General features: G+C 63.1%; 14 protein-coding genes. 10 read left to right on the top strand and 4 right to left on the bottom strand.

Going from position 1 to position 22887, the window contains the following annotated elements:
* The first annotated feature begins 53 nt into the window (after positions 1–53).
* The 3 genes from AC07X6_RS15370 to AC07X6_RS15380 all read left to right on the top strand — a co-directional run bounded on the left by AC07X6_RS15370 (position 54) and on the right by AC07X6_RS15380 (position 10004).
* Positions 54–2060: a sensor histidine kinase gene (locus tag AC07X6_RS15370; RefSeq protein ID WP_494791534.1), complete on the top strand. Its 2007-nt coding sequence runs from the start codon at positions 54–56 to the stop codon at positions 2058–2060.
* Positions 2061–2407: 347 nt separating this feature from the next.
* Positions 2408–8299, top strand: coding sequence for a YDG domain-containing protein (locus AC07X6_RS15375; RefSeq protein ID WP_494791535.1), 5892 nt, complete (start codon positions 2408–2410; stop codon positions 8297–8299).
* Positions 8300–8333: 34 nt separating this feature from the next.
* Positions 8334–10004 carry a ShlB/FhaC/HecB family hemolysin secretion/activation protein gene (locus AC07X6_RS15380; RefSeq protein ID WP_494791536.1) on the top strand — a complete coding sequence of 557 codons (1671 nt, stop codon included), beginning with the start codon at positions 8334–8336 and terminating at the stop codon, positions 10002–10004.
* Positions 10005–10436: 432 nt separating this feature from the next.
* Here AC07X6_RS15380 and glmU read toward each other — a convergent pair whose 3' ends face one another.
* Positions 10437–11813: a bifunctional UDP-N-acetylglucosamine diphosphorylase/glucosamine-1-phosphate N-acetyltransferase GlmU gene (gene glmU / locus AC07X6_RS15385; RefSeq protein ID WP_494791537.1), complete on the bottom strand. Its 1377-nt coding sequence runs from the start codon at positions 11811–11813 to the stop codon at positions 10437–10439.
* A gap of 27 nt (positions 11814–11840) precedes the next feature.
* Between glmU and AC07X6_RS15390 the strand changes: the two genes are divergently transcribed.
* The 5 genes from AC07X6_RS15390 (at position 11841) to AC07X6_RS15410 (ending at position 15073) form a co-directional block, all read left to right on the top strand.
* Entirely contained in the window at positions 11841–12746 is a 906-nt protein-coding gene (locus AC07X6_RS15390) for a DUF6279 family lipoprotein (protein WP_494791538.1), read from the top strand.
* Between the two features lie 69 nt (positions 12747–12815).
* Positions 12816–13475: a 16S rRNA (guanine(966)-N(2))-methyltransferase RsmD gene (rsmD, locus tag AC07X6_RS15395; protein ID WP_494791539.1), complete on the top strand. Its 660-nt coding sequence runs from the start codon at positions 12816–12818 to the stop codon at positions 13473–13475.
* A gap of 112 nt (positions 13476–13587) precedes the next feature.
* On the top strand, positions 13588–14085 hold the full coding sequence (gene coaD, locus AC07X6_RS15400) for a pantetheine-phosphate adenylyltransferase (RefSeq protein WP_034752633.1): 498 nt from the start codon (positions 13588–13590) through the stop codon (positions 14083–14085).
* A 14-nt stretch (positions 14086–14099) separates the two neighbouring features.
* Positions 14100–14363 carry a YfhL family 4Fe-4S dicluster ferredoxin gene (locus AC07X6_RS15405; RefSeq protein WP_035823425.1) on the top strand — a complete coding sequence of 88 codons (264 nt, stop codon included), beginning with the start codon at positions 14100–14102 and terminating at the stop codon, positions 14361–14363.
* A 113-nt stretch (positions 14364–14476) separates the two neighbouring features.
* Positions 14477–15073 carry a chalcone isomerase family protein gene (locus tag AC07X6_RS15410; RefSeq protein WP_494791540.1) on the top strand — a complete coding sequence of 199 codons (597 nt, stop codon included), beginning with the start codon at positions 14477–14479 and terminating at the stop codon, positions 15071–15073.
* A gap of 66 nt (positions 15074–15139) precedes the next feature.
* Here the strand turns inward: AC07X6_RS15410 and AC07X6_RS15415 are convergent, their stop codons facing one another.
* Positions 15140–15445 carry a hypothetical protein gene (locus AC07X6_RS15415; RefSeq protein WP_070218913.1) on the bottom strand — a complete coding sequence of 102 codons (306 nt, stop codon included), beginning with the start codon at positions 15443–15445 and terminating at the stop codon, positions 15140–15142.
* 197 nt (positions 15446–15642) lie between these two features.
* Here AC07X6_RS15415 and AC07X6_RS15420 point away from each other — a divergent pair, with 197 nt between their 5' ends.
* Positions 15643–16623: a LysR family transcriptional regulator gene (locus AC07X6_RS15420; protein WP_034752642.1), complete on the top strand. Its 981-nt coding sequence runs from the start codon at positions 15643–15645 to the stop codon at positions 16621–16623.
* 138 nt (positions 16624–16761) lie between these two features.
* Here the strand turns inward: AC07X6_RS15420 and AC07X6_RS15425 are convergent, their stop codons facing one another.
* Complete coding sequence (locus AC07X6_RS15425) at positions 16762–18321, bottom strand: methyl-accepting chemotaxis protein (protein ID WP_494791541.1); 1560 nt, start codon at positions 18319–18321, stop codon at positions 16762–16764.
* Positions 18322–18526: 205 nt separating this feature from the next.
* Positions 18527–18982, bottom strand: coding sequence for an Lrp/AsnC ligand binding domain-containing protein (locus AC07X6_RS15430; protein ID WP_010393827.1), 456 nt, complete (start codon positions 18980–18982; stop codon positions 18527–18529).
* 207 nt (positions 18983–19189) lie between these two features.
* On the opposite strand from AC07X6_RS15430, the gene putA reads away from it, so the two are divergent.
* Positions 19190–22843, top strand: a complete 3654-nt coding sequence (putA, locus tag AC07X6_RS15435; RefSeq protein ID WP_494791542.1) for a trifunctional transcriptional regulator/proline dehydrogenase/L-glutamate gamma-semialdehyde dehydrogenase — start codon at positions 19190–19192, stop codon at positions 22841–22843.
* Positions 22844–22887: the final 44 nt, after the last annotated feature.

The following is a 22887-nucleotide window of genomic DNA, read 5'->3' on the forward strand; positions in this document are numbered from 1 at the left end:
GCCGGGAAGTTGTCTTTTTGACTGCCAAGATGGCCGTGGTAAGCTCCTGCGCCATGAAAATCCTGCTCGCCATTTGCCTGTTGCTTACCGCCCTGTGCTGCCGGACTGCGGCAGCGGCGCCCGTCCCTGCGCCGCTGCTGCTGCCTGCCAGCGGGCAACCCGTCTCAGCCAGCGGCCACCTGCGGATGCTGCGCGACGCCACCGGCCGGCTGGGGCCCGATGCAGCATTGGCGGCCCCCGGCTGGCGCACCTTGCCCGGTGCCGTCAGCGCCGGCTACACGCAGGACGCCGTCTGGCTGTGCCTGGACGTGACGCGCGCGGCAGCCGCCCCCGACGAATGGGTCCTGCGTTTCAGCAACGCCGTGCTCGACGATGTGCGGCTGTACCGCCGGGACGCGGCGGGCCACTGGAACGTGCAGGAGGCGGGCGCCGACGTGGCGCGCGGCAACTGGCCCATCGATGCGCGCCAGGTGGTGTTTCCGCTGCGCCTGCAAGCCGATACGCCGCAGCGCTGGCTGGTGCGCCTGCACAGCAAAAAGGCCATGTCCACCGAACTGACCTTGTTGCCCAGCGCCAGCTTCGACGACGTTTCGCGCCGCGAATACCTGTATTACGGCTTGCAGTTCGGCAGCTATTTGCTATTGATCCTGTTCCACATCTTTTTCTGGCGCATGACGCGCGAAGCCCACAGCGGCTGGTATCTGCTGTACGTGCTGACGAATGCCACGACGGAAGCGCTGACGATCGCCATTCCCCAGCAAATTTTTGTCATGCCGAACTGGCTGTCCGATCCCATGCTGGGCGTATCGATGGCGATGTCCATCGCCGTCGGTGCCCGTTTTTCCACTTTGCAACTGGAACTGCCCGCCCTGTTTCCCCGTTTCAGCCGCGCCGTGGTGGGCGTGACGGCCGCTGCCGCGCTGTGCGGTGCGCTGCTGGTGCTGCGTGGCAACTATGCCGCTGGCGTACTCGTCGTGCAAATGACGGCCTTGCCCTTGATCGTGCTGTTCATCACCCTGGCCAGCTGGCTGGCGCTGCGCGGGCATCGTCCGGCGCACGCCTTCCTGTTTATCTTCGGCATCTTTTACGCGGGCGTGGTGGTCAGCTTCCTGCGCAACATGGCGATCGTGCCGCCGAATTTCTGGACCAACCATGCGGCCACCCTGGGCGCCTTCGTGCACATGATGCTGATGAGTTTGCGCCTCAACCGCCGTTACGCCGAATTGCGCCGCGCCAAGGATCGGGCGCAGGCCGAGGCCGTCAGCGCCGTGCGCGCCCTGAACGAGCGCCTGGAAGAGCAGGTGGCGCTGCGCACGGCAGCATTGCGGCAGGAAATCGGCCGGCGCGCCGCGCTCGAAGGCGAATTGCGCGCCGCGCTGGAAGTGGAAACCCGCACGCGCGAAGAGCAGCAGGATTTCGTTGCCATGGTGTCGCATGAATTCCACACGCCACTGGCCATCATCAATACCACGGCCCAGCAAATTGCCCGCAACACAGAGGCGCCGCGGGAAAAGACCCTGCAGCGCTGCCAGAACCTGCGCGAAGCCAGCGGCCGCATGACGGCGCTGGTGGATGAATACCTGAGCGCCGACCGCATGGAAACGAGCGCGGCGACCTTCCGGCCCCTGCCATGCGACTTGCGCGCGCTGCTGACGGCCGTGCTGGCCGAGTGGCCGCCCGGCCGCGTCGATGCCAGCGTGCAGGCGCTGCCCGACAGCATCGTGGCCGATGCCAGCCTGCTGCGCGTGGCCCTGCGCAACCTGCTCAGCAATGCCGACCGGCACGCGCCGCAGACCCAGGCGATCCGCATGCAGGCCGCCACGCTGGGGGACGGCCGCGTGCAGATCGTCGTCAGCAACGAGGGCGAGCCGCTGCCCGCCGATGAAATCCCGCGCCTGTTCCAGAAATACTTCCGTGGCCGCATCGCCCAGCACAAGCCTGGCGCCGGACTGGGCCTGTACCTGGTGCAGCGCATCGCCGAACTGCACGGCGGCCAGGTCACGCTGGCCAGCGCCGGCGCCAACGGCACCATCAGTTTCGCCCTGCACCTGCCCGCCTGATCGCTCCCGCATTCCCGACTGAAACAGTCGGGAATCGCTCAGGTTTGCTCAATTTCAAATGCTTCCATTCTGCTATATTTCCCGTCGGAAATCTTTGTAGCTTTTTATAACAAGACTGTTTAAAAAAGCAACAAAATAGATGCCTTCGGGGAAGCGCACGCCTTTCCTGTCGGCCATCGGCGCCAACACCTACCGCACAGGAAAAACATGCATCGCTCTTCATTCTTCATCCGCAGTCTTGGCCACGCCTATTCCCGGCCGCATTCCTGAGCGATTTTCATCCCCATTCTGCCCACGCCAGCCTGGCGCTGGAGCATACCTTTTTCACATCAACAAGGATCGACCCTATGCATCGTCATGGATCATTGAATCACGTCTACCGCCTCGTCTGGAGCCACGTCCTGAACGCCTGGGTCGCCGTCGCGGAAACCTCGCGCGGACGCGGCAAGGGCAGCCGCCGCAAACTGGCCGCAGCGGCGGCCGCCATGACGGCGCTGGCGCTGGGAGGATCGGCGCTGGCCGCTCCCACGGGCGGGCAGGTGGTGGCAGGCACGGCCAGCATCAGCCAGCAGGGCAACAGCACGACGATCAGGCAATCGAGCCAGCAGGCGGCGCTGAACTGGAACAGTTTTAACGTGGGCGCCAATGAAAGCGTCACCTTCGTCCAGCCCTCGGCCCGCGCGCTGGCCCTCAACCGCATCTTCGACAGCAACGGCACGCAGATCCTCGGCAGGCTCAACGCGAATGGCCAGGTATACCTGATCAACCCGAACGGCGTGCTGTTCGGCCGCGGCGCGCAAGTCAATGTGGGCGGCCTGGTGGCCTCGACGCTCGACGTCGACAACGCCAGCCTGGGCGGCTCGAAGCACGCCTTCGCCGGCAAGGGCAGCGGCAGCGTCATCAACGAAGGCACGCTGCGCGCGGCCGACGGCGGCTATGTCGCCTTGCTGGGCAACAAGGTCGGCAACCAGGGCGCCATCTCGGCCCGTCTGGGCACGGTCGCGCTGGGTGCCGGCAGTGCCGCTACCCTGAGCTTTGACGGTGCGCGCCTGCTGCAACTGCGCATCGAGCAAAGCACCCTGAACAACCTGGCCGAGAACGGCGGCCTGATCCGCGCCGATGGCGGCCAGGTGCTGATGAGCGCTGGCGCCCGCGACTCGCTGCTGGCCAGCGTCGTCAACAACACGGGCGTCATCGAGGCGCGCAGCGTGGAACAGCGCGATGGCAGCATCGTCTTGCTCGGCGGCATGAGCGCCGGCACCACCCATGTGGCCGGCACCCTGGACGCCAGCGCCCCGAACGGCGGCAATGGCGGCTTCATCGAAACGAGCGCCGCCCACGTGAAAATCGCCAACGACGTTCGCATCAGCACGGCCGCCGCCCAGGGCCGCGCTGGCACCTGGCTGATCGACCCGGTCGACTTCACCATCGCCGCCAGCGGCGGCGACATCAGCGGCGCCGCCCTGTCGGCCAACCTGCGCAATGGCAATGTGGTGATCCAGAGCACGCAAGGCAGCGCCGGCACGGCCGGCGACGTGCACGTCAACGACAAGGTGAACTGGTCGGCCAACCGGCTGACCCTGAACGCCCAGCGCAACATCAATATCAACGCCACCCTGAACGGTTCCGGCACAGCCAGCCTGGCGCTGGAATATGGCCAGGCCGCCGCCGCCGCCGGCAATACGGCCGTGTATCAGCTGGGCAGCGGCGCGCAGGTGCATCTGCCCGCCGGGCAAAACTTCAGCACCAAACTGGGCGCGGACGGCGTGCGCACCGACTATACGGTCATTACCGCCCTGGGCGCTTACCGCAGCGTCACGGGCACCGACTTGCAAGGCATTAATGGCAAGCTGAACGGCAATTTTGTGCTCGGTGCCGACATCGACGCCTCGGCCACCGCCTCGGCCGCCTGGAACCCCGTTTGGTGGGATGCGGGCTTCATGCCGCTGGGCAGGGATACGGGCTTTAGCGGCATCTTCGACGGCCTCGGTCATTCCATCAATCAGCTCAGCATGATGTCGGGTTCCGGCGGCGGCAGCGGCTTGTTTTCCATCACCACCAAGGATGCCCTGATCCAGAACGTGGGTTTGAATGGCGGCCACATCAAGACCCATTATTACGCGGGCGGCCTGGTGGGTGACAACAAGGGCATGATCAGGAATAGCTATGCGGCGCTCGATGTCACCGCCGATGGCTTCATCAGCGGCGGCCTGGTGGCGCGCAATAGTGGCAGCATCATCAACAGCTACGCCTCGGGGGCCGTCAGCGGCAACTCCCTGAGCGGTGGCCTGGCCGGCATCAACCTGGGAACGATCAGCAACAGCTATGCCACGGGCAGCGTGGCGGGCAAGAGCGACATTGGCGGCCTGATTGGCACCAACTCGGGATCGGTCGATACCAGTTTCGCCACGGGGCGCCTGCTCATCGCCGACGGCGGCAGCAACTTCGGCGGTTTGATCGGCAGCAATGGTGCACCGCAAAAAATCATCAACAGTTTCTGGTCCATCGACGGCACGGGCCAGGCCACGTCCAAGGGCGGCACCGGGCTGACGGACGCGCAGATGCGCACGGCCAGCAGTTTCACGGGCTTTAACTTCACCACCACGCCTGGCGCGCCGGGCAACAACTGGGTGCTGGTCAACGTGGACGGCGGTTTGAATAATGCCGGCGGAGCGGCGGGCGCCACCTATCCGATGCTGGCGTCCGAATATGCGACGACGATCCACAATGCGCACCAGCTGCAATTGATGGCCATGGCGCCGGGCGCCGCGTATGTGCTGGGCGCGAATATCGACGCCAGCGGCACGGCAGGCGGCAAGGGCGTCTGGGGCGAGACCGGCTTCATTCCCGTCGGCACGCGCGACAACGCATTCACGGGTAGCCTGGATGGCCAGGGCCATACCATCAGCGGCCTGTATATCGACCTGCCTGATACCAGGAATGTCGGACTGATCGGCTACTCGGAGGCAGGTTCCGTCATCCGCCATGTCGGCATGCTCGGCGGCAGCATCAAAGGAGAGGACAGTGTTGGCGGCCTGGTAGGGTCGAATGGCGGCCTGGTCAGCGATAGCTACGCCACCGGGACGGTCAGCGGCGACGACTATGTTGGCGGTCTGGTAGGGGAGAATGGCGGTCGGGTTACCGATAGCTACGCCACCGGGACGGTCAGCGGTGACGACAGCATCGGCGGCCTGATGGGCCTGAACTACAAGGGCACCGTCAATGACAGCCACGCCAGCGGCAATGTCAGCGGCAGCGGCAGGATCGGCGGCCTGATCGGTGAAATTGACCATGGCACCGTCAGCGGCAGCTACGCCAGCGGGACGGTCGTCGGCGTGGATAACCGCGTGGGTGGCCTGGTGGGCGATAACTACAAAGGCACCATCACTGGCAGTTATGCCACCGGTAACGCCAGCGGATTTCGCAATGTAGGCGGCCTGGTCGGAAGCAATACTGGCGACGATGGCATCAGCGCCACGGTGCGCGGCAGTTACGCCACAGGCAACGCCACCGCCGTCAAGGACAATGCGGGCGGCCTGGTCGGCTACAACCTGGAAGGCAGCATTGCCGACAGCTACGCTACTGGCGTGGCCAGTGGCGACTATGACGTCGGTGGCTTGCTCGGTTTTAACAGCAACCCGGGTGACAGCGTGAGCAACAGCTACGCAACGGGCGCCGTGCACGGCAATGCGACGACCGGCGCCTTGGTCGGCAACAACTTCGGCATCGTGCGCGACAGCTTCTGGAGCGGCGCGGCCACAGCGCCTGGCATCGCTGGAAATGAAGGCACACTGAGCAATGTGCGCGGCCTGAGCGATGCAGAGCTGCGCTCGCCATCGAGCTTCGCCGGCTGGGACATGGCCACCAGCGGCGGCAGCCACGCCGTCTGGCGTATCTACGCAGGCCAGACGGCGCCGCTGCTGCGCAGCTTCCTGACGGCCCTGACCGTCAATGCCGATGCCACCAGCAAGACCTACGATGGCAGGAACTACTCTGGCGGCCTGGTCAATGCCCGCTATTCGCTGGCCGGCGCCGCCGAATCCGGGAATATTCTCTACAGCAACAATGGCGTGTATGGCGCCATGCGCGATGCCGGCAGCTATCACGCCATAGACAGCTATCTGTATTCCGGCCAGCAAGGTTATGACATCGACCTGGTGGCAGGGGCGCTGACGATCAACCGGGCCGTCATTACTCTCGACGGCATGCGCACCTACGACGGCGGCAACGGCATGGCTGCGGGCCAGTTGACCATGTACGGGCTGGTCAACGGCGAAAGTCTGTTCCTGTTCGGGAATGGCAGCCTCGACAATAAAAACGTCGGTGTAGACAAGTACCTCAACAGCGCTAGCTTGATGCTGGCGGACGGCCAGGGTGGCCGGGCGGACAATTACACGCTGGAAGGTGGCCAGCACCGCGCCACCATCACCCGCGCCACCTTGTATGTGCAAGATGCGGGGGTGGCAAATAAAGTGTATGACGCCACCAACCAGGCCACCCTGACGGGCACGGCCAAGGTGCTGGCGCTGGGCGACGACCAGCTCAGCTTGACGGGCGGCAATGCGCATTTTGCCGACAAGCACGCCGGCACAGGGAAAACCGTCACCCTCGGCGGCTTCAGCCTGCAGGGCGCGGACGCGGACAACTATGAGCTCGTGCAACCAGGCAACGTCACGGCCGACATCGCCAAGGCCAGCGTGGCCGTCACGGGCGTGGGCGCGGCGAATAAAGTCTATGACGCGACGACGGGCGCCACCCTGACGGGCACGGCCACGGTGCTGGCGCTGGGCGACGACCAGCTCGGCGTGACGGGCGGCAACGCAGCGTTTGCCGACAAGCACGCCGGTAACGGTAAAAAGGTCACTGTCAGCGGCTTCAGTTTGCAGGGCGCGGACGCAGCCAACTATGAGCTCGTGCAACCGGGCAAGGTCACGGCCGATATCGCCAAGGCCAGCGTGGTCGTCACCGGCGTGGGCGCGGCCAACAAAGTCTACGACGCGACCAATCAAGCCACCCTGACGGGCACGGCCACGGTGCTGGCGCTGGGCGACGACGACTTGCGCGTGGCGGGCGGCAACGCCCACTTTGCCGACAAGCATGCCGGTAACCGTAAAACCGTCACCCTCGGCGGCTTCAGCCTGCAGGGCGCGGACGCGGCCAACTATGCACTTGTGCAGCCAGGCAATGTCACGGCCGACATCGCCAAGGCCAGCGTGATGGTGACGGGCGTGGGCGCGGCGAATAAAGTCTACGACGCGACGACGGGCGCCACCCTGACGGGCACGGCCACGGTGCTGGCGCTGGGCGACGACCAGCTCGGCGTGACGGGCGGCAACGCAGCGTTTGCCGACAAGCACGCCGGTAACGGTAAAAAGGTCACTGTCAGCGGCTTCAGTTTGCAAGGCGCGGACGCAGCCAACTATGCACTCGTGCAGCCAGGCAACGTCACGGCCGATATCGCCAAGGCCAGCGTGATGGTGACGGGCGTGGGCGCGGCGAATAAAGTCTACGACGCGACGACGGGCGCCACCCTGACGGGCACGGCCAAGGTACAGGTGCTGGGCGACGACGACTTGCGCGTGGCGGGCGGCACGGCAGCGTTTGCCGACAAGCATGCCGGCAACCGTAAAACCGTGCTCGTCGGCGGCTACACCTTGCAGGGCGCGGACGCGGCCAACTATGCACTCGTGCAGCCAGGCAATATCACGGCCGACATCGCCAAGGCCAGCTTGCTCTACACGGCCGCGCCCGTGACCTTGACGGGTGGCCGCACGCCCGATGGCTTGAGCGGCAAGGTCAGCGGCTTGCTGGGCAGCGACACCCTGGCGGATGCCACCAGCGGCATCCTGGCCTGGACCAGCCCGGCCACGGCCAGCAGCCCGGCCGGCAACTACGCCATCACCGCCAGCGGCCTGAGCTCGACCGACTATGCCTTCGTGCAAGCCGGGGGCAATGCCAGCGCGCTGACGTTGCAGTCGGCGACCCTGCCGCCGCCGGCCCAGGCAGCCGTGGTGCAATTGCAGGCGCAAGTGCTGGGCAGCTTTGCCGACACGCGTCCCGGCACCTTGGCCGCCGCGCCGACCATCACCATCACGCAGACGGATGCCCCGGCCGCCAATGCTGGCGCCAGCAATGCCTTGCCGAACACCACCGTGCAGATCGGCAGCCGCGGCCCGGCCCTGCAAGTCGTCCTGGGCGGCGTCAAGCTGCCCGCCAACATGCTTAACGTAAATCAATAACACCATGACTTATTCATCGATTCCGCGACACCTGATGCAACAACCGTTGCTGTCCCTGCTGCTGCTGGCCTTTGCGCCATGCGCCGCCGCCCAAACCACCCCGGTGGTGCCCGACGCGGGCGCCATCCTGCGCCAGATGCAGCCGGCCACGCCCGCCAATGCGCCCGCCAGTGCGCCAGCGCTGCGCATCGAACAGAAAGAGGGCGCGCCGCTGCCCGCCAGCGCGCCATTTCTCGTCACGCGCATCGACATCGCCGGCAACGGCGCGTTCGATACGGCCACCTTGCAAGCGCTGGTGGCCGATGCCCGCGGCACCACGCTGACCTTGGAGCAGCTGGGCGAACTGGCCGCCCGCATCACCAGCTACTACCGCGTCAACGGCTATCCGCTGGCGCGCGCCATCGTGCCCGCCCAGACCATCCGCCAGGGCACCGTGCGCATCGAAGTACTCGAGGCGCGCTATGGCCAGGTCGGCATCGACAACCGCAGCGATGTCAGCGACGCCTTGCTGAACGCCACTCTGGCGCCCTTGCAAACGGGCCAGACCATCGGCCAGGCGGAACTCGACCGCAGCTTGCTGTTGCTGTCCGACATCCCGAATGTCGCCATCACGGCCACGCTCAAGCCCGGCGCCGAGGTCGGCAGCTCCGACCTGCTGGTCGATGCCTGGTCCGGTCCTGGCGTGGCCGGCAATGCTTTCCTCGACAACAATGGCAACCGTTACACGGGCCGCGCCCGCCTTGGTGCCACCGTGTACCTGTACAACCCGCTGCACCAGGGCGACGTGGCCAGCGCCAGCGTGCTCAGCTCGGGCAAGGGCATGTCGTATGCGCGTCTCGGCTATGATTTGCTGCTGAACGGCGCCGGCACGCGCGCCGGGGTGGCCATGTCCGCCTTGCGCTACCGCCTGGAAGGCGCCATGCGCCCGCTGGAAGCGCATGGCACGGCCCAGGTCGCCAGTGGCTGGCTGCGCCATCCGCTGCTGCGCAGCCGCGATGCGAATATGTATCTGCAGCTGCAATATGACCAGGTGCACTTGCGCGACCGCATCGACACCAGTGCCATGCGCAGCGACCGCCGCCTGGATAACCTGGGCGCGACCCTCGGCGGCGACGTGCGCGATGCGACCCTGGCTGGCGCCATCACCAGTTGGAGCGTGGCCGCCACCGCTGGCAAGCTCGACATCAGCGACCCGCTGGCGCGCCTGAACGACGCCTACAGCGCGCGCAGCCATGGCACTTACGCAAAATGGAACGTCAACCTGTCGCGCCTGCAAAACCTGGACCAGCGCAATGCCGTGTACCTGGCCATCGCCGGGCAGTGGGCCGATAGCAACCTCGATTCGTCCGAAAAGATGAGCGTGGGCGGGCCCTACACGGTGCGCGCCTATGACGTGGGCGTGGCTGCTGGCGACCTCGGCTACTTCGGCAGCGCGGAATGGCGGCATGACCTCGATACCGGCAGCGCCGGGCAATGGCAAGCCGTGGCCTTCCTCGACAGCGCGCGTGTGACGGTCAACCAGCAGCGCTGGTCGGCAGGCCCGAACAGCGCGCGCCTGCACGGCGCCGGGCTGGGCGTGAACTGGGCGGACGGACAGCAGTGGAATGCCCGCGCGTATGTCGCCAAGCCCATCGGCGGCACGCCGGTCCTGCTGGCTTCGCGCAACTCCGCCCGCCTGTGGGTCGAGCTGAATCGCCGTTTCTGATGCGGCAGCAACAGCCGGAAGCCTGGCTTCCGGCTGTTGCTTGATCCAACGCAATACTTACCCACCAGCTTTCCACCGCCTATGCACGGCTTTTCCACAGGCTTACCCACAGAGCAAGCTCAGGCCGATGACAGGCACGACTGCTTATCCCCACTTATGCAAAGGCTATGCAGTGCTTATCCGCAGGCTTACACACAGACTTATCCACAATTGACGGGTAAACCGGCTTACACGACCGCAAAATGACGGAAATCGGAGGGAAGGGGGAGGACAGGCGCATGACAGGCGAAGCCACCCATCTTGCGCACAGCTTGTACGCAGGCTTGCCCACATGCTTATCCCATACTTGCTGATGGGCTTACCCACATAGTTATCCACAAATAAAAAAGGCAGGCCGCAAGGCCTGCCCGTGTGCCAGCGCCGACGCCAGCCTTACTTCTTGATCTTGACGGGACGCGTCCAGCCGTCGATGGTCACTTGCCGCGCACGCGACACCGTCAGCTTGCCCGCCGGCGCATCCTTCGACAAGGTCGTGCCGGCGCCCAGAGTGGCGCCCTTGCCGACGGTGACGGGGGCGATCAGCTGGCTGTCGCTGCCGATAAAGGCATCGTCTTCAATCACCGTGCGGAACTTGTTCACGCCATCGTAGTTGCAGGTGATCGTGCCGGCGCCGATGTTGACCCTGGAACCGATGGTGGCGTCGCCGATGTAGGCCAGGTGGTTGGCCTTGCTGTGCGCGGCGATCTGGCTGTTTTTCACTTCGACGAAGTTACCGACGTGCACATCTTCCGCCAGGACCGTGCCCGGACGCAGGCGCGCGTAGGGGCCGATGATGGAAGCGGCGCCGACGACGGCATCCTCGATATGGCAGAAGGGCTTGATGTGCGCGCCGGCGGCCACCGTGGCATTGATGATGACGTTGTTGGCGCCCACGCGCACGCCGTCGCCCAGTTCCACGCGGCCTTCGAACACGCAGCCGACGTCGATGGTGACGTCGCGGCCGCAAATGAGTTCGCCGCGCACGTCGATGCGGGCCGGGTCCAGCAGGGTCACGCCGCGCTCGAGCAGGGCTTGCGCGATATTGTTCTGGTGGATGCGCTCCAGCTGGGCCAGCTGCACCTTGCTGTTGACGCCCGCCACTTCCCACACGGCGGCCGGGTGGGCCGAGGTGACGGCCACGCCGTCGGCGACGGCCTGGGCAACGATATCGGTCAGATAGTATTCCCCTTGAGCATTATTGTTCGACAGGGACGACAGCCATTGCTTCAGGGGCACGGTGGGCGCGACCATGATGCCGCTGTTGATTTCGCGGATGGCGCGCTCTTCTGGCGTGGCATCCTTTTCCTCGACGATGCGCACGATGGCGCCATGCTCGCGCACGATGCGGCCCAGGCCGAAGGGATCGTCCTGTTCCACGGTCAAAATAGCCAGCTTGTCCTTGCCGGCCGCCTGCACCAGCTGCTGCAGGGAAGCGGCGCTGGTCAGCGGCACGTCGCCGTACAGGATCAGGGTCGGTACGCTGTCATCGAGCAAAGCCACGGCTTGCTGCACCGCATGGCCGGTGCCCAGCTGCTGCGTTTGCTCGGCCGCGTCGACCGCCAGGCCTTGGCTGGTCTTGTAGCCGTCAAGCAACTTCAGCACCGCAGCGCCCCCATGCCCGTAAATCACGCATAATCGGGACGGCGCCAGACTGCGCGCCGTATCGATCACATGCGACAGCAGCGGCTTGCCAGCCAGCGGGTGCAGTACTTTTGGCAGCGCCGACTGCATGCGTTTCCCCATACCGGCGGCGAGAATGACAACGTTCATAGACCGTAATTTTTATAAGTTAAGAATATGAAAAAGTTTAACACGCAGGCCCCGTCTTCCACGCCCTTCCAGCGGTTTACTTATGCCGTGCTGGCCCTCATGCTGGTCGTCATGGCCGGCTGCAGCGGCTTGCGCCTGGCCTACAACAATGGCGATACCGTGCTGTACTGGTGGCTGAACGCGTATGTCGACCTGGACCGCGACCAGAAGGGCTGGGTGCGCGAGGATATCGACAAGCTGTTCGACTGGCACCGCAAGACGCAGTTGAAGGATTACGTGGATATCCTGCGCACGGGCCAGAAACAGTTACAGGGCAATATCACGCAGGCGGACCTGATGGCCGACTACGGCGAAATCAAGCAGCGCACCCAGACGCTGCTGCTGAAGGCGGCGCCGGAACTGGCCGACCTGGCCCGTTCGCTCAAGCCCGAGCAAATTGCGCAGATGGAAAAGAAGTTCAAATCGAACAATGATGATTATCGCAAGAAATACCTGAGCGGCGACCAGGAGAAGCGCCAGAAACTGCGCTACAAGAAAGCCATGGAGCAATTCGAACTGTGGTTCGGCAGCTTCAGCAGCGAGCAGGAAGCCCTCATCCGCAAGGCGTCCGACGCGCGTCCGCTGAACAATGAGATCTGGCTCGACGAACGCATGCGGCGCCAGCAGAACGTATTGAACCTGGTCAAGAAAGTCCACCAGGAAAAGCTCGGCAAGGACGCCACCGTGAGCCTGATCAACACCCTGATCAAGGACAGTTTCGAGCGCCTCGAACACTCCGAGCGCAAGGCCTTTTTTGATGCCTACGAAAGCAGCACGGCGCAGATGGTCTTGACGGTGATCAAGATCGCCACGCCGGCGCAAAAAGCCCACGCCGTCAAGCGCATGCAGGGCTGGATCGACGATTTCAATTCCCTGGCCACGCAAGCCAAATAGCCAGGCAGCGCCAGCAGGGGGGAGGGGGCCATATGCTATAGTGGCCGCCACCGAATTGAAGAAATGCCCATGCAAAAGAAAATTAAAAAACCCGCCAAAGTCCCCGTCCACCACGCGCCGCCACCGAACCAGGTGCGCATCATCGGCGGCCAGTGGAAGCGCTCCGTGCTGCCTGTTTTGCAGGCACTGGGCTTGCGCCCGACGCCGGACCGCGTGCGCGAAACCGTCTTTAACTGGATCAATCACTTGCGCGACGGCGACTGGGCCAACGCCCAGGTGCTGGACCTGTTCGCCGGCAGCGGCGCGCTGGGCTTCGAAGCGGCCAGCCGCGGCGCGGCGTCCGTCACCATGGTCGATACGCACACGCCCGTGATCCGCCAGCTGGAAGAAAACAAGACAAAATTGCGCGCCGACAATGTGCAACTGCTGCGCGGCGACGCCTTGCTGACGGCGCAAGGCCTGGCGTCGCGCGGCCAGCGTTTCGACCTGATCTTCCTCGACCCGCCCTACCAGCAGGATTTCCTGGCGAAAGTGTTGCCCTTGTGCGCCAACCTGCTCAGGGAAGGCGGCATGGTGTATGCGGAATCGGGCTTGCCGCTCGTCTTCGATGACACCAGCGCACTCGAAAAACCCGAGTGGATGGCGCCATGGGAAGTCATCCGCGCCGACAAGGCGGGCACCGTTTATTATCATTTGCTAACTTACAACAAAGTGCTGGCAACTGCCTGAATCTGCCTATAAATGAGGCAAAAAAGCTCCCTGGCCCGAGGCGCGGCACCAAGGTGGTCACCAATTTCAGGCATAATGCGCGTCTATATTGGTGCATCATCAGGGAGCCGCAATGGTTGTAGCCGTTTATCCAGGAACATTCGATCCGCTCACGCGCGGTCATGAAGATTTGGTGCGCCGCGCATCGGGCCTGTTTGACAAGCTGATCGTCGGTGTGGCCGACAGCAAGAACAAGCAACCGTTTTTCTCGCTCGACGAACGCCTGGAAATCGCCAACGAAGTGCTCGGCCACTATCCGAACGTGCAAGTGGAAAGCTTTTCCGGCCTGCTCAAGGATTTCGTGCGCAAGCACGAGGCGCGCGTCATCGTGCGCGGCCTGCGCGCCGTTTCCGACTTCGAATACGAATTCCAGATGGCGGGCATGAACCGCTACCTGCTGCCCGATGTCGAAACCATGTTCCTGACGCCGTCCGACCAGTACCAATTCATTTCGGGCACCATCGTGCGCGAAATCGCGGCGCTGGGCGGCGACGTCTCCAAGTTTGTCTTCCCCTCGGTGAACCGCTGGCTGCAAAACAAGATTGCCGCCAACGCTGCCTCATCGCAATAAGTAAGAGTGAAATCATGGCATTACTGATCACCGACGAATGCATCAATTGCGACATTTGCGAGCCCGAGTGCCCGAATGACGCGATCTACATGGGCGCGGAAATCTACGAAATCGATCCCAACAAGTGCACCGAATGCGTGGGCCACTTTGACGAGCCGCAATGCCAGCAAGTGTGCCCCGTCAGCTGCATCCCCTTCAATCCCGCCTGGCGCGAAAGCCCGGAGCAATTGATGGCCAAGTACGAACGCCTGCAGGCGGAACTTCCCGCCAAGACTTAAGCTTTTCTTCCGCGCCACTTCCGGGCCACGTCTGCGTGGCGCCAGCTTCTGCCAACTGTTCTACACTGTGTGCTGACTTATCCACAGCCCATGTTTCTCCACGGAGGCAGAAGATGCAAATAAGCACATCCCGTTTGGGCCGCTCCCTGGCTTGTGCCTGCCTGTGCGCCGTCTTGGCACAACCGGCGCTGGCCGTCGAGGTGGGCGGCGTCAAGCTGGACGAGACGGTGCAGCTGGCCAGCCGCGAGTTGAAACTCAACGGTGCCGGCGTGCGCTACAAGGTCATCTTCAAGGTCTACACGATCGCGCTGTACCTGCCGGAAAAGAAAACCCAGCTGGAAGATATCCTGGCGCTGCCCGGGCCGCGCCGTCTGGAAATCGTCATGCTGCGCAATATCACCTCCGACGAGCTGGGACAGGCGTTCATGCAGGGCTTGAAGCGCAGTTCCGACCAGGCCGACCGCACGCGCCTGCTGAGCCAAACGATGCAATTCGGCGCCATGTTCGCCATGGTGCCCGGCCTGAAGAAGGGCGACATTCTCACCGTGGACTGGCTGCCGGAAGAGGGCACCTTGTGCAAGCTGAACGGCAAACAGGTGGGCGACACGGTGCTGGACCTGGCTTTTTATAATGCACTGCTGAAAATCTGGATCGGCGCCCATCCGGCCGACACGCTATTGCGCGCGCATTTGCTGGGCGACATGGCGTAATCGGCTGGCGGCAGGCGTAAAAAAAGCCGGCGCAGGCCGGCTTGTCATTTTGCAACAGTTGCTCGCTCAGGCACGCGTCGACAGGGCGCGCAATTCGGCGGCATTGCTTGGCGACACGCCATCCATCTTGCCCAGAGTGCGTTGCAAGGCTTGCGCTTCACGCATCTGCTGGCGCGCCAAACGCTCTTCGCGGCTCAGCTTGGGACGCACCACCAGCACCATGGCGCGGGCGATGCCCACCAGCAAAGGCTTGAACAGCAGGGCGAAGGCGCCCACGGCGACGATCACCAGCACGAGTTGCAGGGCGTTCAGCAGGGAAATCTCCAGCACGGGTGCGGATACTGCGTACAGGGCGGAGGCGAAGGTAGACATACTGTTCCAGTGCATTATAGAATTTGCCAGTACTATAGTGCAGTGCAACATATAAATCTAATTCCATTTCTTGATACCAATTATATGAATCGTGAATGGAAAACTGTAATATTTTTTGACGAGTGAAAATATTCGTGCCCGGCGCGGTTTACACTCTTAACTAAATATCTGAATTCAACTTTTATCTTGGGCTTTCCATGAGTTTTCTGACGCTGGATCTGAACTTGCTGCGTGTTTTCGACGCCGTCATGACGGAACAAAACCTGACGCGCGCAGCGGGCCACCTGGCGATGACGCAGCCGGCGGTATCGAACGCCATCAAACGCCTGCGCGAAAGCCTCGGTGACGAATTGCTGATCCGCACGGCATATGGCGTGAAACCCACGCCCCGTGCCGAAGCGCTGTGGCCGTCCGTGCGCTCAGCCCTGGCCAGCCTGGAAGCGGCCGTCACGCCGGAAACCTTCGACGTGTCGAAAACCCACGCCACCTTCCGCATGGCCATGGCCGATGCGACGGCCGCCTTCTGGCTGCCCTCCCTGATGCGCTCGATCGAACGGGAAGCGCCGGGCGTCAACGTGCGCATGATGCCGCTGACCACGCGCGAACCGCGTCCGATGTTGCTGCGCGGCGACATCGACCTGGCCGTGGGCTTCTTTCCCGGCGTGGCGGCGCAATTGTCGAGCGAAACGGGTTCGCCCATCCGCCACGAGCGCCTGTATTCCGGCAAATATGTATGCGTGATGCGGCGCGGCCATCCGTTGGCCGACAAGGAATTGACCCTGGATAACTATTGCGCGGCGAACCATTTATTGGTGAGCTTTTCCGGCCGCGCGCATGGCTTGATCGACGAAGCGCTGTCGCAGATCCACCGCGAACGGCGCATCTTGCTGACGGTCAACCAGTTCTTCACGGCCGGGCGAGTCGTCGCCAATTCCGACCTGATCACCGTCTTGCCGCGCCATCTGATCGCCTCGACGGGCATGACGGAATCCCTGCTGTACAAGGATTTGCCGTTGACCTTGCCGGCCGTCCACCTGGACATGCTGTGGCACGAGCGCGACGCCCGCAGCCCCGCCCACAAGTGGCTGCGCAACCACCTGGAAAGCATGAACACGCCCACGTTACGGACGGCCACGGCGGCCGGCGGCGGCGTGGCGCCGAAGCCCCATATCGAGTGAAAAAATTAGCGGCACGAACGTCTGAGAAAATCGTAGCGAGCGGAAGTAAGTTGTGGCCGAGAAGCGGAACTGTGCTCTAGCACAGTGAGCATCGCAGGCCGCAAATGACGACGCGCAGTAGATTTAATCAGATGTTCATCATGCATGGCTGCTGGAGCGATAACCAATTCTAAAACCGCCCCAGTGCTTGCCCTCGACGTGGATGGGCACGGATAAATCGTGCATGACTTCGCCCGTATCGCGTTTATAGGTTTGCAACAGGAAGGGCTTGGTGTTGCTGCCGCAGCGCTTGCCCGTACGGTCACTGAAGATGCGCTTGGTGCGGTTATTCACCATATCGGTGGCGTAATCTCCCGTCAGCGGCTGGGAAAACTTCTTGTTGTGCGTTGGAAAATATCCATTGTTGTCGACGGCGCCCGCATACGCCAGGTGAGGTAATGCGGCCAGCACGCCTTCCTGCAGGTCCGGCAGCACCTTGTCCGTAAATGCATCGAACTTCGTGTTGTGCTTGGGCGGATTGGTATTCGGGATGGGCCGGTAATGGCGGTCGAACAGGGCTTCGCGCGTGATGCGGCCCGACGCGATCGCTTGCTCGAACAGTTTGCCCACCTCGCGCGCGGCGCGCTGGGCCGCCTCGCGGATCTCGTCGTGCGGCGTGGCCACGCTCGATTCGCCCAGGGCGCCGGCGATCGCTTCGGCCCGCTCGGCCAGGGCCATGGCCGACTGCGTGGCGCGCGGCAATTCGGCATTCGTCGACAGCATGCTGTCGCGGATTTGCAGGATGGCATCGGCAATCAGCTGCGTCGTATCGACGTGTTCGCGCGAGGCGCGGGCGATCTGCCCGATCTCGTCCTCGGATTCGCCCGATGACTGCTCGATATGGCTGAGTGAGGCATGCACGCTTTCCACATTGCGCGCCGCTTCCGTGACACCGGTCGCGAGCGAACTCATGCCGCGCGCGGCTTTTTCCGCCTGTTCATTGATTTCGCGCACCATCACGCTGATTTCATCGGAGGCTTCCTTGGTACGCTGCGCCAATTGCCGCACTTCGCCGGCCACCACGGCAAAACCGCGCCCGTGTTCGCCGGCGCGCGCCGCTTCGATGGCGGCGTTCAGCGCCAGCAAATTGGTGCGCGCGGAAATATCGGAAATGGCTTCCGTAAAGCCCGTGATGCGTTTGGATTTTTCCTGCAGGCTCAGCATGTTGCTGGACGCGCCTTGCGCTTCCTCGCGCGCGCTATTGATGCGGCGCAAGCCCTGGTCCACTTCGGCGCGCGCCGCCACGCTTTCCACGCGCACGCCGGCGGCCACCTTGGCGGCCCGTTCCGCATTGGCGGCGATCTTTTCCGTCATCGCGGCGTTCTGTCCGGAACTGTCGGCGATGTCGCTGGCCGTGCGCACGTCGAGTTCCACCTTCTGTTTGACGGAATCGACAAAATACGAGGTTTCCGCCGCGCCGATCATGATGGCATCGATGGCGTTGCCCACCGTGTCGGCAAACTGGTGCAAGCCCGGCTCGCCGCGCGGACGGCCGGCAAACGCCAGCAGCGCGGCGCCGATGGCGGCCGCCACGCAGGCAATCAGATACGGATGGTCGCCGCCCGACAGCAGCAGCAGATAGGCCAGGCAACAGGCGACGGCCATGGCCAGGATCGTGAATACAAAGAAACGCACCAGCTGATGCTGCAACTGCTTCATTTGTCCCCCGCTGCGCGAACCCGTCACGTCCCCGCCGAGGGGACGTGCTGTAACCGTATGCGGATGGGCACGATTGCCCACTGTGCACCCTGAAGTTACCGTCTGCGCGGCGTTTCAGGCGGCTACCGGATAGCAGAATTGTAGTTCTACCCTACAACATTTGTTCCGATAGCTCAATCAGAAAAGTGGGGCGGCTACACCGAGGTCACTTAATCGGCAATTTGGTGGTGTTTTTGACCTCTTCCATGACGGCATAAGTGTGGGTTTCCCGCACACCTTTCTGCAACAGCGTCTTGCCCAGGAATTCGCGGTAGGCAGCCATGTCCTTGACGCGCGCCTTGACCAGGTAATCGAAACCGCCGGCGACCATATGACATTCCAGTACCTCTGGAATGATTTGTACGCTATGCTTGAAGGCGTCGAACACTTCCGGCGTCGTGCGATCGAGCACCACTTCGATGAACACCAGCAGCGACACGTCGAGCAGCTGCGGGTTCAACTGGGCCGTATAGCCCATGATGTAACCGGATTCGTGCAACTTGCGCACGCGCTCCAGGCAGGCGGCCGGCGACAGGTTCACGCGCGCGGCCAGCTCCACATTGCTGATGCGTCCATCGCTCTGCAATTCCATCAAGATTTTCTTACTGATCTTGTCCAGCATTACCATCACCCCCAAATTAATATTATTTGGTTAAATTGTCGCATCAAAAACTATCTATTGCTAGTCCCCTGTATTACCAGAATTAATCCATAAGAATCCCCTTTACAATCGAATCATCTTAACGTCCGACTTTCTGTATTTTTTTGCACCAAAAAAGAGCAAGAATTACGTCAGTTTTCGTCCCCTTTTTCCTTGTAAAGAGCACTTATGCACCCTGCAGGCCCCTCGGCTTTTACCCCGATTCCTTTTGCTGCGTTCCAGGCAGAAATCCTGCCCGAAGCGACACCCCAACGCGCCGCCATCACTGCCGCCTATAGGCGCGACGAGGTTTCCGCCGTGCAGTGGCTGTTGCAACAGGTACGCCCCAGCAGCACCGAAACGACGGCCGAAGGACAAGCGCTGGCGCACCGCCTGGTGTCGAACGTGCGCCAAAAACGCACACGCGCGTCCGGCGTCGATGCACTGATGCACGAGTTCTCGCTATCGTCGGAAGAGGGTGTTGCATTGATGTGTCTGGCTGAAGCGCTGTTGCGTATACCCGACAGTCAAACGGCCGACCGTCTGATCGCCGACAAAATCAGCAAGGGCGACTGGAAGAAGCACCTGGGTGAATCGCCGTCGCTGTTCGTCAACGCGGCCACCTGGGGTTTGCTGATTACGGGCAAACTGGTCAGTACCAGCAGCGAATCGGGCCTCGGTTCGGCGATGACCAAGCTCATCGCCAAAGGCGGCGAACCGCTGATCCGCAAGGGCGTCGACCTGGCCATGCGCATGCTGGGCAACCAGTTCGTCACGGGCCAGACCATCGAAGAAGCGCTGAAAAACAGCCGCGAGAATGAAACCCGCGGCTACCGCTACTCGTACGACATGCTGGGCGAGGCGGCCCTGACGCAAGCCGACGCGGCCAATTACTACGCCTCGTACGAAACGGCGATCCACGCGATCGGCAAGGCCTCGAACGGGCGCGGCATCCGCAACGGCCCCGGCATTTCCGTGAAACTGTCGGCCCTGCACGCTCGCTACAGCCGCGCCCAGCGCGCCCGCGTCATGGAAGAATTGTTGCCAAAGGTCAAAGCGCTGCTGTTGCTGGCAAAACAGTACAACATCGGCTTCAACATCGATGCGGAAGAAACGGACCGCCTGGAACTGTCGCTCGACCTGATGGAAGCACTGGCTTTCGATACAGATTTGGCCGGCTTCGACGGCATCGGCTATGTGGTGCAGGCGTATCAGAAGCGCTGCCCGTTTGCCATCGATTACCTGATCGACCTGGCGCGCCGCAGCGGCCGCAAGTTCATGGTGCGCCTGGTGAAGGGCGCGTATTGGGATGCGGAAGTCAAACGCGCGCAAGTCGATGGCCAGGAAGGCTATCCCGTCTACACGCGCAAGGTCTACACGGACGTGTCTTACCTCGTGTGTGCGCAAAAACTGCTGGCGGCGAGCAGCCTGATCTACCCGCAATTTGCCACGCACAACGCGCAAACCCTGTCGACCATCTACACCTGGGCGAAACGCGACGGCATCACCGACTACGAATTCCAGTGCCTGCACGGCATGGGCGAGACCCTGTACGACCAGGTCGTCGGCCCCGACAACCTCGACAAGCCGTGCCGTATCTACGCCCCCGTCGGCTCGCATGAAACCCTGCTGGCCTACCTGGTGCGCCGCCTGCTGGAAAACGGCGCCAACTCGTCGTTCGTCAACCAGATCGTCGACGAAAGCGTGGCCATCGATAGCCTGATCCGCGATCCCCTCGAGCAGGCGCGCTTGCAGGGCGGCTTGCCGCACCCGTCGATTCCGTTGCCGCTGGACATGTTTGGCAGCGAGCGCAGGAACTCGGCCGGCCTGGACCTGTCGAATGAAGACACCTTGCGCACCCTGGCCACCGGCCTGGCCCAGCAGCAACAATGGCAGGCAGCGCCGCTGATCGATGGCGCCGTCAGCCTGAACGGCCCCACGCACATGCTGCACAACCCGGCCCAGCACGACGATGTCGTGGGCAAGGTCATGGAAGCCGGTCCGGCCGACGTGGAAACGGCGCTGGCCAGCGCCAGCGCGTATGCCATGGATTGGCAAACCACGGAACCATCGCTGCGCGCGCAAGCGTTGCAACGCGCGGCCGACCTGTTCGAAGAACACCATATCGAGCTGATGGCCCTGGCCGTGCGCGAAGCGGGCAAGTCGCTGCCGAACGCGATCGCGGAAATCCGCGAAGCCGTCGACTTCCTGCGCTACTACGCGGCGCAGGTGGAACACGCGCCGAACACCCTGGCGCTCGGTCCCGTCACCTGCATCAGCCCGTGGAATTTCCCGCTGGCCATCTTTACGGGCCAACTGGCCGCCGCCCTGGCCGCCGGCAACGTGGTGCTGGCCAAGCCGGCCGAGCAAACGCCGCTGATCGCCCACCGCGCCGTGCAATTGCTGCATGCGGCTGGCGTGCCGCGCGGTGCGCTGCAATTCTTGCCCGGCAGCGGAGAAGTCGTCGGCGCCGGCCTGTGCAATGACGCGCGCGTCAAAGGCGTGATTTTCACGGGTTCGACGGAAGTGGCGCAATTGATCAACCGCAACCTGGCCGCGCGCGCCGTAGCCGAAGGCATCGACCTTCCCCTGATCGCCGAAACGGGTGGCCAGAATGCCCTGATCGTCGATTCGTCCGCCTTGCCGGAGCAAGTGGTGCAGGACGTGATGTCATCCGCTTTCGACAGCGCCGGCCAGCGCTGCTCGGCCTTGCGCGTGCTGTTCCTGCAAGCGGAAATCGCCGACAAGACTATCCACATGCTGAAAGGTGCCATGCAGGAATTGCGCGTTGGCAATCCTGACCGCCTGGCCACCGATATCGGTCCCGTCATCGATGCGGAAGCGCAAAGTAACTTGCTGGCCCACATCAACAAGATGAAAACCATGGCCATCGACCATTATTCGCTCGATTTGCCGACCGTCAAAGGCACGTTCGTCGCCCCGACCGTGCTGGAAATCAAGTCGCTGGCGCAATTGACGCAGGAAGTCTTCGGCCCCGTGCTGCACGTGATCCGCTACAAGCGGGCCGAACTGCCGCAACTGGTGCAATCGATCAACGACAGCGGTTACGGCTTGACCCTGGGCATCCATACGCGCATCGATGAAACCATCGATTTCATCACCCAGCGCGCGCATGTGGGCAATATTTATGTCAACCGCAACATCGTCGGCGCCGTCGTCGGCGTGCAGCCGTTCGGCGGCGAAGGCAAATCGGGCACCGGTCCGAAGGCGGGCGGGCCCCTGTACCTGAAACGCCTGCAGCGCAATGCGCCGGCCGGCGCGCAGCACCAGCGCCAGGCGCCGCCGGCGCTTGATGCGCTGACCGTGTGGGCCAAGATGCATGGCCACGACAAGGTCGAGCAACTGGCGCAGGAATACGCGCGCACCACCTTGCTGGGCAGCACCACCGTCTTGCCAGGCCCGACGGGCGAGCGCAACACCCTGAGCTTTGCCGCACGGGGCACGATCCTGTGCGCGGCGGCCACCTCCGGCACCCTGATGAACCAGTTGGCGGCCGTGCTGGCCACCGGTAACCAGGCCCTGGTGCTGGCGCAAACGCCGGAGTTGATCCCGGCCGACTTGCCGGCGGCGCTGAAAGACCGCATTCAGATCGTCAGCAGCCTGGAGTCGGTCAAGCAGGATTTCCAGATCGCCATGATCGAGCCGAGTCTCGATGGCCAGCTCAAACCGCTGCTGGCGGCGCGGGAAGGGGCCCTGGTGAGCACCATTGCCACCACGCAGGACGGTGCCATCCCCCTGTGGCGCCTCGTCGCTGAGCGGGCGCTGTGCGTGAATACGACGGCAGCGGGTGGTAACGCGAGTTTAATGATGCTCAGTGTCTAAAGGAACCTGAGAAAAAGTCCATGGCGTTGTTGCCTTGCCTGGCC

This window comes from Janthinobacterium sp. GW460-12-1-14-LB5, from assembly GCF_059423585.1.

Excerpts from the sequence above, each read along its gene's own strand:
- AC07X6_RS15370 (WP_494791534.1), top strand. The coding sequence starts at position 54 with ATGAAAATCCTGCTCGCCATTTGCCTGTTGCTTACCGCCCTGTGCTGC.
- AC07X6_RS15375 (WP_494791535.1), top strand. The coding sequence starts at position 2,408 with ATGCATCGTCATGGATCATTGAATCACGTCTACCGCCTCGTCTGGAGC.
- AC07X6_RS15380 (WP_494791536.1), top strand. The coding sequence starts at position 8,334 with ATGCAACAACCGTTGCTGTCCCTGCTGCTGCTGGCCTTTGCGCCATGC.
- glmU (WP_494791537.1), bottom strand. The coding sequence starts at position 11,813 with ATGAACGTTGTCATTCTCGCCGCCGGTATGGGGAAACGCATGCAGTCG.
- AC07X6_RS15390 (WP_494791538.1), top strand. The coding sequence starts at position 11,841 with ATGAAAAAGTTTAACACGCAGGCCCCGTCTTCCACGCCCTTCCAGCGG.
- rsmD (WP_494791539.1), top strand. The coding sequence starts at position 12,816 with ATGCAAAAGAAAATTAAAAAACCCGCCAAAGTCCCCGTCCACCACGCG.
- coaD (WP_034752633.1), top strand. The coding sequence starts at position 13,588 with ATGGTTGTAGCCGTTTATCCAGGAACATTCGATCCGCTCACGCGCGGT.
- AC07X6_RS15405 (WP_035823425.1), top strand. The coding sequence starts at position 14,100 with ATGGCATTACTGATCACCGACGAATGCATCAATTGCGACATTTGCGAG.
- AC07X6_RS15410 (WP_494791540.1), top strand. The coding sequence starts at position 14,477 with ATGCAAATAAGCACATCCCGTTTGGGCCGCTCCCTGGCTTGTGCCTGC.
- AC07X6_RS15415 (WP_070218913.1), bottom strand. The coding sequence starts at position 15,445 with ATGTCTACCTTCGCCTCCGCCCTGTACGCAGTATCCGCACCCGTGCTG.
- AC07X6_RS15420 (WP_034752642.1), top strand. The coding sequence starts at position 15,643 with ATGAGTTTTCTGACGCTGGATCTGAACTTGCTGCGTGTTTTCGACGCC.
- AC07X6_RS15425 (WP_494791541.1), bottom strand. The coding sequence starts at position 18,321 with ATGAAGCAGTTGCAGCATCAGCTGGTGCGTTTCTTTGTATTCACGATC.
- AC07X6_RS15430 (WP_010393827.1), bottom strand. The coding sequence starts at position 18,982 with ATGCTGGACAAGATCAGTAAGAAAATCTTGATGGAATTGCAGAGCGAT.
- putA (WP_494791542.1), top strand. The coding sequence starts at position 19,190 with ATGCACCCTGCAGGCCCCTCGGCTTTTACCCCGATTCCTTTTGCTGCG.